Annotated in this window: 17 protein-coding genes; 9 read left to right on the top strand and 8 right to left on the bottom strand. The window is 66.3% G+C overall.

Annotation, left to right across the window (positions count from 1 at the left end; all coding sequences use genetic code 11):
* Positions 1 to 5 precede the first annotated feature (5 nt).
* Together ABH929_RS02035 and ABH929_RS02030 are read left to right on the top strand one after the other, a co-directional pair.
* Positions 6 to 587 (top strand): TetR/AcrR family transcriptional regulator, encoded by a 582-nt coding sequence (locus ABH929_RS02035; RefSeq protein ID WP_404559964.1) that lies wholly within the window; start codon positions 6 to 8, stop codon positions 585 to 587.
* Between the two features lie 177 nt (positions 588 to 764).
* A complete protein-coding gene (locus tag ABH929_RS02030; protein ID WP_404559963.1) occupies positions 765 to 1,670 on the top strand; it encodes an SDR family NAD(P)-dependent oxidoreductase in 906 nt (301 codons plus the stop codon).
* A gap of 97 nt (positions 1,671 to 1,767) precedes the next feature.
* Here ABH929_RS02030 and ABH929_RS02025 read toward each other — a convergent pair whose 3' ends face one another.
* From ABH929_RS02025 to ABH929_RS02015, 3 genes are all read right to left on the bottom strand, one after another.
* Positions 1,768 to 2,565 carry a coniferyl-alcohol dehydrogenase gene (locus tag ABH929_RS02025; protein WP_263055244.1) on the bottom strand — a complete coding sequence of 266 codons (798 nt, stop codon included), beginning with the start codon at positions 2,563 to 2,565 and terminating at the stop codon, positions 1,768 to 1,770.
* Between the two features lie 126 nt (positions 2,566 to 2,691).
* Entirely contained in the window at positions 2,692 to 3,627 is a 936-nt protein-coding gene (locus tag ABH929_RS02020) for an alpha/beta hydrolase (protein ID WP_404559962.1), read from the bottom strand.
* 49 nt (positions 3,628 to 3,676) lie between these two features.
* A complete protein-coding gene (locus tag ABH929_RS02015; RefSeq protein ID WP_263055242.1) occupies positions 3,677 to 4,531 on the bottom strand; it encodes an SDR family oxidoreductase in 855 nt (284 codons plus the stop codon).
* 75 nt (positions 4,532 to 4,606) lie between these two features.
* Here ABH929_RS02015 and ABH929_RS02010 point away from each other — a divergent pair, with 75 nt between their 5' ends.
* Positions 4,607 to 5,200, top strand: a complete 594-nt coding sequence (locus ABH929_RS02010; RefSeq protein WP_404559960.1) for a TetR/AcrR family transcriptional regulator — start codon at positions 4,607 to 4,609, stop codon at positions 5,198 to 5,200.
* 43 nt (positions 5,201 to 5,243) lie between these two features.
* Here the strand turns inward: ABH929_RS02010 and ABH929_RS02005 are convergent, their stop codons facing one another.
* Positions 5,244 to 6,557 (bottom strand): FAD-dependent monooxygenase, encoded by a 1,314-nt coding sequence (locus tag ABH929_RS02005; protein ID WP_404559959.1) that lies wholly within the window; start codon positions 6,555 to 6,557, stop codon positions 5,244 to 5,246.
* Between ABH929_RS02005 and ABH929_RS02000 the strand changes: the two genes are divergently transcribed.
* A complete protein-coding gene (locus tag ABH929_RS02000) occupies positions 6,522 to 7,196 on the top strand; it encodes a TetR/AcrR family transcriptional regulator (RefSeq protein ID WP_263055239.1) in 675 nt (224 codons plus the stop codon). The two genes, ABH929_RS02005 and ABH929_RS02000, sit on opposite strands and share 36 nt — an antisense overlap.
* Positions 7,197 to 7,336: 140 nt before the next feature.
* Complete coding sequence (locus ABH929_RS01995) at positions 7,337 to 8,623, top strand: ATP-binding protein (protein ID WP_404559957.1); 1,287 nt, start codon at positions 7,337 to 7,339, stop codon at positions 8,621 to 8,623.
* A gap of 241 nt (positions 8,624 to 8,864) precedes the next feature.
* Here ABH929_RS01995 and ABH929_RS01990 read toward each other — a convergent pair whose 3' ends face one another.
* Entirely contained in the window at positions 8,865 to 9,131 is a 267-nt protein-coding gene (locus tag ABH929_RS01990) for a hypothetical protein (RefSeq protein ID WP_263089318.1), read from the bottom strand.
* A gap of 87 nt (positions 9,132 to 9,218) precedes the next feature.
* Between ABH929_RS01990 and ABH929_RS01985 the strand changes: the two genes are divergently transcribed.
* From ABH929_RS01985 to ABH929_RS01975, 3 genes are all read left to right on the top strand, one after another.
* The gene (locus ABH929_RS01985; protein WP_263089319.1) at positions 9,219 to 9,506 is read left to right on the top strand and encodes a hypothetical protein; all 288 of its coding nucleotides are present in this window, start codon (positions 9,219 to 9,221) and stop codon (positions 9,504 to 9,506) included.
* 197 nt (positions 9,507 to 9,703) lie between these two features.
* Positions 9,704 to 10,294 (top strand): SLATT domain-containing protein, encoded by a 591-nt coding sequence (locus ABH929_RS01980; RefSeq protein ID WP_404559955.1) that lies wholly within the window; start codon positions 9,704 to 9,706, stop codon positions 10,292 to 10,294.
* A gap of 2 nt (positions 10,295 to 10,296) precedes the next feature.
* The gene (locus tag ABH929_RS01975) at positions 10,297 to 11,607 is read left to right on the top strand and encodes an SMODS domain-containing nucleotidyltransferase (protein ID WP_263055234.1); all 1,311 of its coding nucleotides are present in this window, start codon (positions 10,297 to 10,299) and stop codon (positions 11,605 to 11,607) included.
* Positions 11,608 to 11,709: 102 nt separating this feature from the next.
* On the opposite strand, the gene ABH929_RS01970 is transcribed toward ABH929_RS01975, so the two are convergent.
* The 3 genes from ABH929_RS01970 to ABH929_RS01960 all read right to left on the bottom strand — a co-directional run bounded on the left by ABH929_RS01970 (position 11,710) and on the right by ABH929_RS01960 (position 13,512).
* Positions 11,710 to 12,042 carry a hypothetical protein gene (locus ABH929_RS01970; RefSeq protein WP_263089320.1) on the bottom strand — a complete coding sequence of 111 codons (333 nt, stop codon included), beginning with the start codon at positions 12,040 to 12,042 and terminating at the stop codon, positions 11,710 to 11,712.
* 75 nt (positions 12,043 to 12,117) lie between these two features.
* On the bottom strand, positions 12,118 to 12,897 hold the full coding sequence (locus ABH929_RS01965) for an alpha/beta fold hydrolase (protein WP_404559954.1): 780 nt from the start codon (positions 12,895 to 12,897) through the stop codon (positions 12,118 to 12,120).
* Positions 12,898 to 13,011: 114 nt separating this feature from the next.
* A complete protein-coding gene (locus tag ABH929_RS01960; RefSeq protein WP_263055231.1) occupies positions 13,012 to 13,512 on the bottom strand; it encodes a CGNR zinc finger domain-containing protein in 501 nt (166 codons plus the stop codon).
* An 87-nt stretch (positions 13,513 to 13,599) separates the two neighbouring features.
* On the opposite strand from ABH929_RS01960, the gene ABH929_RS01955 reads away from it, so the two are divergent.
* The gene (locus ABH929_RS01955; RefSeq protein ID WP_404559953.1) at positions 13,600 to 14,460 is read left to right on the top strand and encodes an alpha/beta fold hydrolase; all 861 of its coding nucleotides are present in this window, start codon (positions 13,600 to 13,602) and stop codon (positions 14,458 to 14,460) included.
* Positions 14,461 to 14,484 lie beyond the last annotated feature (24 nt).

Raw genomic sequence — 14,484 nt, 5'->3', positions numbered from 1 at the left:
CAGTCATGGCAGTCGGTCGCGCACGGAGCGAAGCATCTCGGAGAGCCATCCTGCTGGCCACGAGGGACGATCTCACCGAGCACGGCTACGACCGACTCTCGATCGATCGCATCGCGACGGCGGCCGGCGTGGGGAAGCAGACGATCTACCGGTGGTACCCGTCGAAGAGCGAACTCGTCGCGGACTGCCTCGTCGAGGGCTACATCGTCCGCCCGATCCTCACCACCTCCGACACCGGTGACGTCCGTCGCGACATCACCGCATGGATCCGAGCGTTCGCCGAGCAGAGCCGGGTGCCGGCCGCAGCGTCGCTGACGCGGGCGATCACGGCCGCGGCGGCGGAGAACACCGCCGTCGCCGCGCACTACCAGGAGCAGGCCCGAGCGACCCAGGAAGCGCTCGTCGGACGGCTGGAGGCAGCCGTCCGGGCCGGTCAGGTCCGACCCGGCTCCGGTGTCGAGACCGTCGCGGAGACGATCGTCGGCGGCTTGCTGTACCGGATCCTGACGCGGCAGGAACTGGACGACACCTTCGTCGTCGAACTCGCAGAGCTCGTGTTCCGCGGAGTGCTCGAGCCAGCGGACTGACGAGGGAACACTCGCGCCGTGGACCACAGTGGACTACCAGCCAATTTCGAGACTTTTTGTCTCGTTGAGTGCGAGACTCGATGCGCGATCGCACCGCTCGAGGACGGCATCCGCGGGCACAGGGCGATCGCACCGGGCCGGCAACCTCCGACCCCCGATCGAACGAAGGAACAGGTCATGACCCCTCGACTCGCAGGACGAACCGCACTCGTCACCGGTAGCGGGAACGGCATCGGCAAGGAAGTCGCGCTCCGCTTGGCAGCCGAGGGGGCGAACGTCGTCGTGAACGACCTCGGTACGAGCGCCTTCGGTGAGGGCGTCAGCTCGCAGGCCGCTGACGACACCGTCGCCCAGATCCTCGCCGCCGGCGGGTCAGCCGTCGCCAACTACGACTCCATCGCCGATCCGCAGGGATGCGAACAGGCCGTGGCCACCGCGGTCGACACGTTCGGCGCCTGCGACATCGTCGTCGCGAACGCGGGCGCGCTCGTCAAGGGAGCACTGTCGGGCATCCAGGCTGACGACGCGTCGTGGCGCAAGATGGTCGACCTCTACCTCGGTCAGAAGTTCTGGTTGGCCCGTGCGGCTGTCCCGGCGATGGTCGAGCGCGGCTGGGGGCGCATGCTCTTCGCGACGTCGGAGATCGCGCGCGGGACCCAGACGAGCCCGCTCGGTGCCGTCGTCATGAACGGCAGCATCGGCTTCTCGCACGACCTGGCGAACACGTACCGCGGCACCGGCGTGACGTTCAACTCGTACGCGCCGTCGGCGGGGACGCGCACGTTCGACCTGTACAAGGACGACATGGAGGACGCGCTCCGGGCTCAGGGGGTCCCGGAGGACGAGATGGGTAGCTTCCACCTCCCGCCGGCCGAGCTCATCGCGCCGATGCTCGCATGGCTCTGCTCGGACGCCGCGGCGGACGTCACCGGTGAGGTCTTCGGTGTCACGGGGTCGAAGGTGACCCGGTGGACCGACCCGGTGGACGGTGCGTCGATCCTGAAGGACGACGACCTCCGTGCGCTGTGGACGCTCGACGAGCTCGACCAGGCCGTGCCGGCGGGACTGCTCACCGAGGGCTGAGGCAGGTCCGGACGCCACGACGACGGCCGGGCGGCGAGGAACGGTTCGTTCCTCGCCGCCCGGCCGTCTTCTGTCAGTCCAGACGCAGGACGTCGGTTCAGACGTTGAACAGATGCCCAGCGGCCGACTCCATGGCGCCGAAGCCGCCGTCGACGACGAGGTCGGTGCCGTTGACGTAGGAGGCAGCCGAGCTGTTGAGGAAGAGCAACGGCGGGACCTGCTCCTCGGCGGTCGACTCACGACCGATCGGCTGCGCCGTCGCGGCCGACAGCTCCTTCGGGTAGGTCTCCTCGATGACGTCGAGCATGGGTGTTCGGACGGCGCCCGGGGTGGTGGTGTTCACCCGGATCCCGCGAGCGATGAGCGTCGTCGACTGCTGCATCGACCAGAGGTTGAGCGCTTCCTTCCCGAAGGCGTACGCGTGGCCGGCTCGTTCCTCGTGTTCCGTGTACCAGGCCGCGCCGGCTTCGAACGAGTCGATCGCGACGAACTCCGAGAGCAACGGCAGCCGCTTCCGCCACGCGGCGCCGCCGTCGGAAGAGGTGCTGACGACGGCGGATCCCGCAGGCATCCGCTCGACGACGAGTTCGGTGAGGAGTCGTGTCCCGAGGAAGTTGACCCGCAGCACGTCGTGCGCTGGGAACATCGGCGCGAGTCCGGCGCAGTTGAAGAGTGCGTCGACCGGCGCGTCCTGGTCCGCGAAGGCCCTCCGGATCGCGTCCGGGTCGCCGAGGTCCACCGAGTCGAACGCGGCAAGTTCGAGGTCGGGCTTCCGGCGGCTCACGCCGTGCACCTCTGCGCCCAGTCCGACGAGCGCTCGCGCCGTTGCCAGACCGATGCCGGACGAGCAGCCCGTGACGATGACCCGTTTGCCGTTGTACTCCGAGAAGTCCATCTGTATTCCTCTTCGAATTCGAGCGACGAGACGGTCGTCTCGCCGACGTGGGTGTCGCGTGCGCTGTGGGGCGAGCCGCCCATGACGGGGTCCGTCGACCCGGATCGGCCGACGGGCCCCGGCGTGTCAGTGCTGTGCGGTGTGGCGTGTCAGGAACCGCTGGAGTTCCGCGTCGAGTTCCTGGTCTTCCGGCGCGCCGCCGAACCCACCGTGTGGCATCGCTTCGCCGACGTGCAGCTCTGCTTCGACGCCCGCGTTGCGGAGCTTGCGGTGCATGCGGACCGTGTTCGAGAGGAACAGGTCGCGGGTACCGGTCTTGAGGAACGTGGGCGGGAAGCCGGTGACGTCGCCGAAGAGCGGGGAGAGGTACGGCTCGTCGAGCGCCTGCCCGGCCGCGTAGAGCTCGTTCACCTCGCGGAGTGAACTGAGCAGGTTGTCGTACGCCGCATTGGTGACGAAGGAGTCACCGGACTCGGTCAGGTCGAGCTCCGGGGTGTTGAGCACGAGCGCTGCCGGCATGGGGAGGCCCTCGTCCTTGGCGCGGAGCAGGAGCGCGGCGGCGATGTTCCCGCCGGCGGACCCACCCGCGACGACGATCTCGTGCGGCTCCCGGATCTCGAGCGCCGCACGGTAGACGGCCATCGCGTCGTCGAGGGCGGCGGGGAACGGGTGCAGGGGCGGCATTCGGTAGTCGACACCCCACGTGCGCAGGCCGGCTGAGAGTGCGGAGATCCCGGTCATCGCACGGCAGACGGCGCCACCACCCATGATCAGTCCGCCGCCGTGGAAGTTGATGTGGATCCGACGGTCGTCATCAGCGACGCCGGGGCCGGTGACGACGAAGACCGGCACGCCGGCGATCGTCTCGTCCTCGGTGGACACGGGCAGTGGCTGACTGGTGAACTGCGTTGCGATGGCGGAGTCGGCCTGCTCGATCATCGCGAGCCACCCTGCGGTGTCGTCCTGCGCCGGGTAGGTGGACTCCGCCTTCGGGATCGAGAGCCACTGCTGTGCGTGCGGGCTCACCGAGGCGGGGACGGGGACTGCTTGACCCGTGGTCATCTGTTCTTCTCCTTGTTCGCGTGGTCGTGGAGCGCTGCGGCGGCTCGCGTCACCGGAGCGCGCTGATCGCATCGATCAGCATCGACGGCGGGTTGGTCGTCACGGCACCGATGACGCCGCCGTCGACGAGGAGGTCCGTCCCGGAGACGTACGACGCCTCCGGGCTCAGCAGGAAGGCCACCGCGTTCGAGATGTCCGTCGGGGTCCCGATCCGGCCGGTGCCGGAGGCGTCGATCATCGCCCGCATGTACAGGCCGGATTCACCGTCGAGCTCCTGCTGGCCCATCGCGGTCGAGATCACGCCGGGGCTGACGCTGTTGACACGTCCGCCGCGTGCACCCCACGCCTGGCTCGCATGCCGCACACGCAGCTGGTTCGCCCGCTTGGCGAGTCCGTACGCCGCGCCCGGGTCCGGAACGGCATCGCCGGACGTGAACGGCAGCTGCAGCAGCTCGTCCGCGCCGACCGTCGCCAGTGCGTACTCCTGCTCGGGGGTCAGCCCTGGGTAGGTGAAGCCGGCCATGCTCGCGATCACCACACCGGCGCCCCCGTCCGCGATGACCGACCCGAATTCCTCGAGGACGAGTGCGACACCGAGGAGGTCCACCGCGAGGATCGCGCCGATCGGGGCCTGCGTGGGCGAGAGCCCGGCGGTGTGGATGACCTGGGTCACCGGCCCGAGGGCGCTGATCGCGGCGGCGAGCTCGTGGACGGACGCACGGGACGAGACATCGACCGTGAGCCCGCGGACGTCGAACCCGTCGCTCTGGAGTGCTGCGACCTTGCTGTTGAGGAGTTCCTCGTTGAAGTCAGCGAGGACGAGGGTCTTGCCCGCTCCCTGACGTCGGGCGATCGACTCGCCCATCCCACCGGCACCGATGACGGCGACAACCTGCTTGGACATGCTTGTGTGCTCCAAAGGAATCTGAATGAGACGAGACGGTCCGTCTCGTCAGTTGAACGATACGCTTCCCGTACCGTGAGTCAAGCGACAGAACCCGAACCCCGCCGACGCAGCGAGCGCGCTCGCTCCGCGATCTTGATGGCCACCCGGGACCTGCTGGCCGAGGGAGGTTGGGAGCGCGTCACCGTCGAGGGGATCGCCGGCCGCGCGCACGTCGGGAAACAGACGGTGTACCGCTGGTGGCGCTCCAAGAGCGCGATCCTCGCGGACTGCCTGCTCGAAGGGTTGATCCTGCCGCCCCAGACCGCACTGCCGCCGAGCGGGGACATCCGCGTCGTGATGACTGCGTGGTTGCGGGGAGCCCTGGCGTACATCGGTGACTCCGAACACGAGGGTCTGGTTCGTGGTCTCATCTCGGCGGCGGCGGATGATCCTGAGCTCGCGGCGACCCTGTACTCCCGGCTCACCGGTCCCTACGAGTCCGGGATCGCAGCACGTCTGGACGAAGCCCGCGACGCTGGCGAACTCCGCCCCGACCTGTCCTCGGCCGAGATCATCGAGATGCTCTTCGGCATGATCGTGTACCGATTGCTGAGTCGCCTCGACGTTCGCCCACGTCTTGCCGACGACCTGGTGAGCGCCCTGTTCGACGGCATCGAGCCGAACTGAGCCGCGGAGCGACTCGGTTGATCACACCGCGTCGCCGCCGTCGTCACGAGACCGGAGCGGGCGTTCGTTCAGCACGCGCGACGCGGACCTTCTGCCCCTGTCGGCGCATCACAGCCGTTCGCACACGCGCCAGGAACCGGTTGGACGGCACGAACACCTGCCCCTTGATGTGGGCCCCGAACTGGTGCTTCTTGATGAATGGTCGAAGGCCGGCTTCCCACTCCGTGAGGGCGGATTCGATCGACGCCGGGTTCGCCTCCAGTGCGGCGCCGAGCGCATCCGCTCCCATCAGGCCCGCCGTTGCCCCCATGCCCGAGTAGAGCGTGAGACACCAGGCGGAATCACCGAGCAGGACGACTCGCCCTTGGTGCCAACTCGGCATCTTGACCTGGTGTACCGAGTCGAAGAGGAAGTCTGGCGCGCTCTCGAGCTCGTCGAGCACATGCGCCACGGCTCCGTCACCATCGACACCCGCATACCGCGCACGAAGCGTCTCGATGGGAGGTCGACGGAACTCGGCGTCCTCGTCCGTGGTCCGGTACGTGAGCAGGGCGGTGGGAGTCCTGTCCCCGAACGGGAACACCCAGAGCGACCGACCGGGCTCGGCGAGGACGAGGCCGTCCCGCTCCGCGAACTGCGGGACCTGGCTGTCGAGTGCGAAGGCGCAGATGATCGCGTTGAACGGCTTCATGAACTGCTCGTTCGGACCGAACACGAGCTGTCGAACGGTCGAACGGAGGCCGTCTGCCCCGATCACCAGGTCGTACGACTCCTCGGTGAGCGTCCCGTCCTGCATGTTGCGGAGGACCACGTATGCGCGGTCGGACATGGAACGGATCGCCTCCGGCGTCACGGAGTAGCGCACCTCGATCTCATCGCGGACCCGTTCCCACAGCGCCGCCTCGATGTCGCCGCGCAGCACCCCCCGAGGATGCCCCGGCTGATCCAGGAACCCGATGCTGAGCGTGCGGTCCCCGTCGGAGTCGACCTCCCACGTCTTGCTCCCTGCAGGGTTCTCGCGCGTGATGTTGCCGAGCACGCCCAAACGCTCGGCAGCCTCGCGCCCCTCGGCGAAGAGGCCGATGAAGTACCCGCCTGACCGACGCTCCGGCGCCCGCTCGATGATCACGGGCTCCCATCCCGCGTCCTTCAATCGGACTGCGGTGGCCATCCCTGCGATGCCCAGACCGACGACGAGGACCCGCTTGCTCGACTGCATGATCAAACCCTTCATGTTTGCGACGTTGTGTCGTGAAAACTTTACGACGCCGCGTCGCGAAAAGGTTGAGAGTTCGCTGCTAACCGATGGATACTGGGGAACATGCCCAAGATCCTCGCCGGCAACCTGGCCGACCACCGCAGGAAGGTGCACGACGGGTTGCTGGATGCACTCGATGCCCTGCTCGACGAGCGTGACTACGACCGGATCACGCTCAAGGACATCGCGAGCAGGGCCGGAGTCGCGCGGAACACCGTCTACAACTACGCCCCCGACAAGGCGACCCTGCTGCTCGCTGCAGTCCGCCGATCGACCGTCGGCGTCAGCGACGCCGTCGACGAGCTGGTCAACTCGACCGACCTCGATGCCCCGCAGCGCCTCGCCGCCGTGATCGACTTCCTGCTCACGTCGTTCACCCGCGGCACCCATCGCGTCTTCGTGCTCCAGGCGCAGGTCGGCTCGCTCGAGGTCGAGGACCAGGCGATCGCGGCGGAGTCCATCGACGCCGTGCAGTCGAGCATCGGACGCGTCCTCGAAGCTGGCGCACGTTCCGGCGAGTTCGCGCCGGTGGCGAGCATCGAACGGACGCTCGCGTTCATCAGCGGCGTCATGGCTGCTGCGGTGCGGCAGATCGCGCACGAAGAGTCCGCACCCGGCCCAATCGTCGACGAGGCCACGACCTTCATCCTGCGCGCCGTCGGCGCGCACCAGCCGCACATCGCCGTCGATATCCAGCCAGGTCGACCCGCAGTGGTTGAAGAGGCCGCCGAGCCGTGACATAGTGCGCCTCTGGGTTGTCCGTCGACACGACGTGGCTTCCATCCTCCGGGTCCACAGACCGGGACCATCTGCTCGCGAAGTGCCTCCACCCGGCGCTTGAGTGTTCCAGATCCCTCCCCGACCCGAAGGCGACCACCTTGGCGCAACTCCGTTTTCGCGACTTCCATCCCGACGACATCGACGGCATCCTGCACCTGTGGGAAGAGCTCCGGGCGACTGGCGTCGAGCCGGTGTACGGGCTCTCGGAAGTACTCGCTTCCTGCCAGCAGGACCACGCCGTCGTCGCGGTTCTCGACGATGTCGTCATCGGCGCGGCGGTCGGACGCGCCGCACATGCCCAGGGCTGGATCGTGTTCCTCTCCACGGCGTCAGCACACCAGCACCAGGGCATCGGCGGCCGTATGCTGGCTGCCCTCGAGAAGCGCATGGCGCCGATCGGGCTCTCGAAGTTGTCCGTGCTCCTCCCGGACACCGCACTGCGGGTCGACGCGTTCAAGAACCAGGGATTCGAGGCGAAGAAGAACCTCGTCTACTTCGAACGGCAGATCCCCGTCCAGCGCAACGAACTGTCAGCCCTGCGCGAGCTGGGCGGACGCCTCATGCCCCGAGGTCTCTGGGACTCCATCGGCGGAATGCAGCACGAGAAGGACCTCCTCGAACGCCGGTTGGTCATGCCCCTGGCGCGCCCCGACCTCGCGGAACGGTTTGGAGTCGTCCCACCCAGCGCAGTTGTCCTGTTCGGCCCTCCCGGGACCGGTAAGACGACCTTCGCTCGCGCCATCGCCTCACGATTGGAGTGGTCGTTCGTGGAGGTGTTCCCCTCGCGACTCGCCTCGGATCCAGCCGGTCTCGCCGGCGCGCTTCGCGAGACCTTCACGAAGATCGCCGATCTGGAGCACGCGGTCGTGTTCATCGACGAGGTCGAGGAGATCGCGGTCCAGCGCGGTGGAGAGCCGCCGTCGGCAATGCAGGGGGTGACCAACGAGCTCCTCAAGATCATCCCCATGTTCCGCGATCAGCCCAACCGGCTCCTCGTCTGCGCGACGAACTTCATCCGCGCTCTCGACACAGCCTTCTTGCGCCATGGCCGCTTCGACTACGTGATCCCCATCGGCCTCCCCGATTCCGACGCGCGGACATCGATCTGGTCGCGGTACATCCCTCCGCACGTCCTCGCGGACATCGACGTGGATGCGCTCGTCTCCAGCACCGATGGTTTCTCACCAGCCGACATCGAATACGCCGCGCAGAAGGCCTCCCAGGGGGCTTTGGAGCGTGCCCTGTCGAGTGATGCCGGTGTGGACGGCGCAGCCGGACCGAGTTCCTCCGACTACCTGGACGCCGTTGCCGACACGCGCGCAACCGTCTCTCGGGAAGTGGCAGACGCGTTCCTCGAGGACATCGAGTCCATCGCGAGAGTATGACCTCGAGCCTCACGCGGTGGGTTGAGGAAGGACCCACGAGAGTCACGCGGGCGCCGCAGCGAGCATGGATCAGGCCACCGAGGTTGACTCCGGACGGCCTGTTCGTTAGACGGCAGAGGCGCCGCTCACATGTTCCGGACGATGTCTGTCTGGAAGCTATGAACTACACCCGGCCGCGTAGCCTGTCTCAGTTACCGATGGACTACCGGACACGGCTATCAGTCGCTCATATTCACTTAGTTCACTCACGCTCGGTTCGGGCGGACCCGTGTCGGGCGAAGCCGATCGCACCAACGATTGCCGCCAGCAGTCCCATCGCAGCGATGACCAGCCCGCCGGCTACGAGCCCGACGTAACCGACGCCGGCGCCGGCGCCGAGGACGGCCATGACGAGTCCCGCAACCAGAGCCCCGACGCCGATCGCAAGGCCGAGCACGCGAGGCTGAATACGGGACAACATGCGTGCATTCAACTCTCCACTAGCGGCGTCCGGTGACTCATCGATCACTGGACAGCAACTGTTCCGACGGGTCTGAGCGCGTCCAGACTGCTGTCCAGTGATCGATCCATGTCCGGTCGCGGCTACGTTGTCGGCATGGTCGATTCGGAGCGCCGTCGCATCAACATGTTCTGCGACTACGAAGCCCGGTGGCCGCTCTGGGACGACGGCATGCTCACCCCGTCATCGCTCGGGCTGTCGCCCGGGCTCACCTCGAAGCTCCGCGCTTGGACCGACTACTACCTCGACCACGCGCGAATGAATCAGCCGTGGCTCGTCTCGAAGGAACGTGATGCGGAGTGGTATGCCGAGGGACAACGCTTGAGCGAACACCTCGCTAGGGAGCTCGGCGGCAAGGTCGAGGTCCACTACCCAGGCACATGACTCTTGGCGTCCGTTAGCCGGTCGCCCGATCAACGGTCTACCGAGCCATCCACGGTCGGGCCTCTGACTACGGCGCTCACCTCGCAGACACACTGCGCAGCGCCGCTATGTCTGTGGTTACCGACATACTTCAACCGAGCGCATCCGATGAACGCGTGCGTTCTAGGTATCGAGGATCGGGTGGAGTGAATAGACCGATGAGGATCTCACGGCCGCCAGCCGCCAGCCACCACCTGCTCGCCCAGGTTCGCGAGGCCTTTGGAAGAGTCGCGTACTCTCACAAGACTCAGGAGAAGCAAGCGGACATCTGCTTCACTAAGCATCGTTGGCAGCAGGGCGAACTCATCGCTCTGACCGCGGTCAGCTCTGGCACGTTCTTGGTCGCCGTGGTGAGTCCGTTCGCCAGCACCACGGTTACCAGCCTCGCGACGTCTACCATCGCTGTCCTGGTGACCTGGGTCTCGCTGGGATCGAAAACATTTCGTTTCCATGAAGAGGCTGAAGCCCACCGGGACACTGCGTCGCGACTGTGGGACGTACGCGAGTCATATGTTTCGCTCATCGCCGACCTAATGTCTCACGAGATCACGGACCCCCAAGCACGGGTCCGCCGCGATGAGCTGCAGGAAGCTTCGCGCGATGTCTACTCCTCTGCTCCCCGTACCACCTCGAAGGCGTACGAGCGCGCGCAGGACGGCCTCAAGAACAACGAGGAGCTGACGTTCTCCTCCCGCGAGCTCGACCTTTTGCTTCCCGAGGCGTTGCGGCTTAACGAAAGCCAGGTCTGAGGATGGAAACCGATCAGATTTTTGACGGCTTGCTGGCGAACCTCAAGGTGGGGGAAAAGGCTAAGACGGTCCGATCGCGCCGGGACGAGATCACGAAGGCCTTAAATAAGAACTTTCGAGATAAGGACGCCTCGGTCGAGTACAAGTTGATGATCGGCTCGTTCGGACGCCACACTGCGATCAGGTCTATCTCCGACCTCGACATGATCTTCATCCTGCCGTCGAGCCTGCGTGGTGACTACAGCGAGGCCAACGGCCCTCGCCGGATGCTCGAGCGCGTGCGCGACGTCCTCACGGCGCGGTACACGAACACGGATATCCGCGTCGACCAGTGCGTTGTTCGCGTGCAGTTCGTGTCTGACGCGTTCAAGTTTGAGGTTCAGCCAGCGTTCGAGAACGAAGATGGCAGCTTTGACTACCCCGACACCAAAGCGGAGTCCTGGAAGACGACAAAACCGCGCGCGGAAATTGCCGAGACGAAGGAATGCAACGATCGCACTTCGACGAACATGCGTCATCTCGCGCGGATGACACGGGCCTGGAAAAACACAAACGGTGTCAATCTCGGTGGCCTTGTCATCGACACCTTGGTCAACAACTTCTTCGCGCAAACCAGCGAGTTCGATTTTGCCAAGACCGGCTCTTTTGATGTCATGTCCAGAGACTTCTTCGAGTTCCTCATGCATGAGCCGGAGAAGGACTACTACCTGGCGCTCGGAAGCCGCCAGCGTGTCCACGTCAAGGCCAAGTTTCAGGCCAAGGCAAAGAAGGCTTACAACCGCTGCGTCTCTGCCATCGAACTCGAGGGTAAGACCGCGGCAGTCAAGAAGTGGCGTGAGGTCTTCGGTACCGGTGTGCCCCTAACAGCACCCGGAGGCACCCTCAAGGCATCTGCCAGTGCCACGTATATCGGCGCCGAAGAGTTCATCGAGGATCACTACCCGGTAGACATCACCGCGAGCGTGTACATCGACTGCGAGGTAACTCAGAAGGGTTGGCGCCCGACGTGGCTGCGCTCGATGAGACGGGTCGGAGACCCGCTTTTGGCTGGCAAGCGCATGAAGTTTCAGGTCAAGAGCTGCTCGGCTTCGGAGCCTTATGTGCTGAAGTGGAAGGTGCTCAACCAGGGTTCGGAAGCGGAGAAACGCCGAATGATCCGCGGCGACATCATTGACTCGACAGAGCCCGGTATTCGGAAAGAAAGTTCAAGCTTCCGTGGCGAACACATCGTGGAGTGCTACGTCGTCAAGGATGGAATCGTGGTGGCTCGCGACCGCATCGACGTTCCAATCAGTACGACTGTGGACGTCTGAGACCATCCGGCCATCAGCGCTACTTCCTAAACCGAGCCGCGGCCCGATAGCCAATTGTCTACCGGACGGGCTGTCTGCTCCACCGTGACGATCTGGTCGAGATCACGGTAAGTCGCGAGGCCCTCTGAGCTGACCCCACCCGAGTTCGCTCTCCGCAATGAAGTCTTGGAGATCGCTCTGCACATTGCGAACGAGGGCGTCAGGGCCGTCCTCGACCCATAAGCCGCCGGACCAACCGCGTTCGTGCAGGATGCGCCAGCGGACCACGGCACTGTTCTGCTCGACGAGATCGTCCCCGTCCAGCGCTGGGCCGGTGACGTCGTCGATCGACACGATCTCCACCGTGAGCGTTGCGAGTTCGGGGGTCGTGAGCATGAAGTGGAACATCGGCCGCAGCAGGGCGATGACTTCTGACACTTCCAAGATCTCGTCCACCACTCGAAGCTAGCGCCCGAGATCATCGGGACGCTCGCCCGCACCGAGCGTCGCTCCTGTCCGTTGATCGATGGCCTACCGGTCGATGCGTGCGAGCCAGTCGCGTACCAGGGCGGCCGTGACTTCGGGTTGCTCGAGGTGCACGTTGTGTCCAGCGGCGTCGAGGACGACGAAGCTCCCTCGCGGGTAGTGGTCTCCGAGTGCGAGCCCGTCCTCGTACCCGACGACGTCGTCCTGCCGACCGAACACATGCAGCGCCGGCGCGATGAACGGCTCCCGATGGCGTTCCTCCGGGACGGCCTCCAGCGCGTAGTCAGTGGCGATGCGGTCCATCACCGCCGTGTCGGAGCCGCGGAGCCCGGGCAGTACGTACCGCTCGAACGCCGCGAACGCGGCCGCGTCCTGGATGACGCTGACCTCCTCGAACGCTTCTCGAGCGTCACCGGCATCTTCGAGGACGGACGGGTCGATGTGCAGCACGGTGCGTGGGGGGACGGCACGGTCTGCGTGCACCGGATGCACGACACCTGCCAGGGTCGCGACGCCGAGCACGTGGTCTCGGCGTTCGTGCGCGACGTGTCGGGCGATCATGCCGCCGAACGAGTTCCCGATGACGGCGAAGGGCTCGTCGCCGAGGTGGTGGTCGATCTCGGCGAGTACCTCGTCGGCCACGTCGACCGCGCTCTTCGCGGTCGCGGTCGCCGCGGCGGCTTCGGCCCATGGCAGGTCGAGGAACACCATCCGCCAGGGCAGGTCCTGCACCGCGTCCGCCAGTGGCAGCATGATGCGGTGGTCCACACCGAACCCGTGGAGGGCGACGAGCGGACGACCAGAACCGAGAACGCGCGTGATCACCTGGTAAGCCTATGAGTCGCCCATATCGACAGCCGGTCGTTCTCCGGGCACTTCGCTGCCGATTTCGAGCCATACTTCACTCGCCATGGTCGCACTGCACAGCGATCGCGGATCTCAGCCCCGAGCCCGCCCCGCGTACGCCCGCGCCTTCATCCGGTTCCCGCAGGTCGCCATGGAACACCACTTCGCGGTGCCGGGGCGGCTGTGGTCGACGAGGAACAGGTTGCACGCATCGTTCGCGCAGGCGCGGAGCCGCCCGGGTAGGCGAGCGCTGACGGCCGACCAGGCGAGCACGACCCGTACCGGCAACCGGTGGTCCGGGTCGTCGGTCCGGAGCTCCCAGGCGACGCCGTCGCGGGAGACGTGCGGGGTCCGCACGGTTCCGTCGACGATGCGCGTGAGCTCGTCGACGGCCGCGGCCGTGTCGCCACGGACGACGGACTGAACGGCATCACGTGCACGACGGAGCTGTTCGCGTTCCGTAGCGGTGCCGGTCCCACCCCAGTCCCGTGCCAGCGCCGCTGCGCCCGACCCCTCCAGGGAGTCGGTCTGGCGTCCGTCGACCACGGGTGCGCTGTTCAGCACCTCGAGCAGCAGTGCTTCGTCGTGGTCCACCGGTCCATGCCTTCCCGTGCACCGTCCGGTGCGCAGTGGCCATGCTACCGTCGTGGTAACCAGTAAAACAATCCAAAGGGGTTAGTCATGGTCGCTGTTCATCACCGCACCGTGTCCGTCGACGGACTCGACGTCTTCTGGCGCGAGGCTGAGCCGTCGGATGCACCCGTCCTCCTGCTGCTGCACGGGTACCCGTCGAGTTCGCACATGTTCCGGCACCTGATCCCGGCGATGGCTGATCGGTACCGCGTCATCGCGCCGGACCACATCGGTTTCGGGCGCTCCTCGGCACCGTCCGTCGACGACTTCGACTACTCGTTCGCGGCCCTCGCCGAGACGACCCGGCGGTTCCTCGAAACGATCGGAGTCGACCGGTACACGATCTACGTGCAGGACTACGGCGCTCCCGTCGGATGGCGCCTCGCTCTCGCCGACCCCGACGCGGTCACGGGGGTCATCTCGCAGAACGGCAACGCCTACGAGGACGGCTTCGTCCCCGACTTCTGGGATCCGATCTGGGCCGACGCCGCCCAGCGCACCGACGCGACGCGCGACGCGCTCCGTCCGGCCCTCGGGCGAGCGGCAGTCGAATGGCAGTACACCCACGGGGTTCCGGATCCGACGACGGTCGACCCGGACGCCTGGGAGCACGACCTCGCCCTGCTCGCGCGACCGGGGCAGGACGACGTGCAGCTGGCGTTGTTCCGCGACTACGCGACGAACCGCGCGCTCTACCCCGACGTACACGCCTGGCTGCGGGAGTCCAGGGTTCCCGTGCTCGCGATCTGGGGCAGGAACGACGAGATCTTCGCCGCAGCGGGTGCCCGGGCGTTCCGACAGGACGTGCCCACTGCGCGGATCGACCTGCTGGACGGCGGACACTTCCTGCTCGAGTCGGACCTCGATCGCGTCGTGACCACGATCCGGCAGTGGCTCGCCGACGAATGACCGGGCGCCGAGCCTGACGATCGA

Source organism: Curtobacterium sp. AB7 (assembly GCF_044909335.1).
GTDB lineage: Bacteria > Actinomycetota > Actinomycetes > Actinomycetales > Microbacteriaceae > Curtobacterium.
This window is presented reverse-complemented; position numbering and strand designations above follow the sequence as displayed.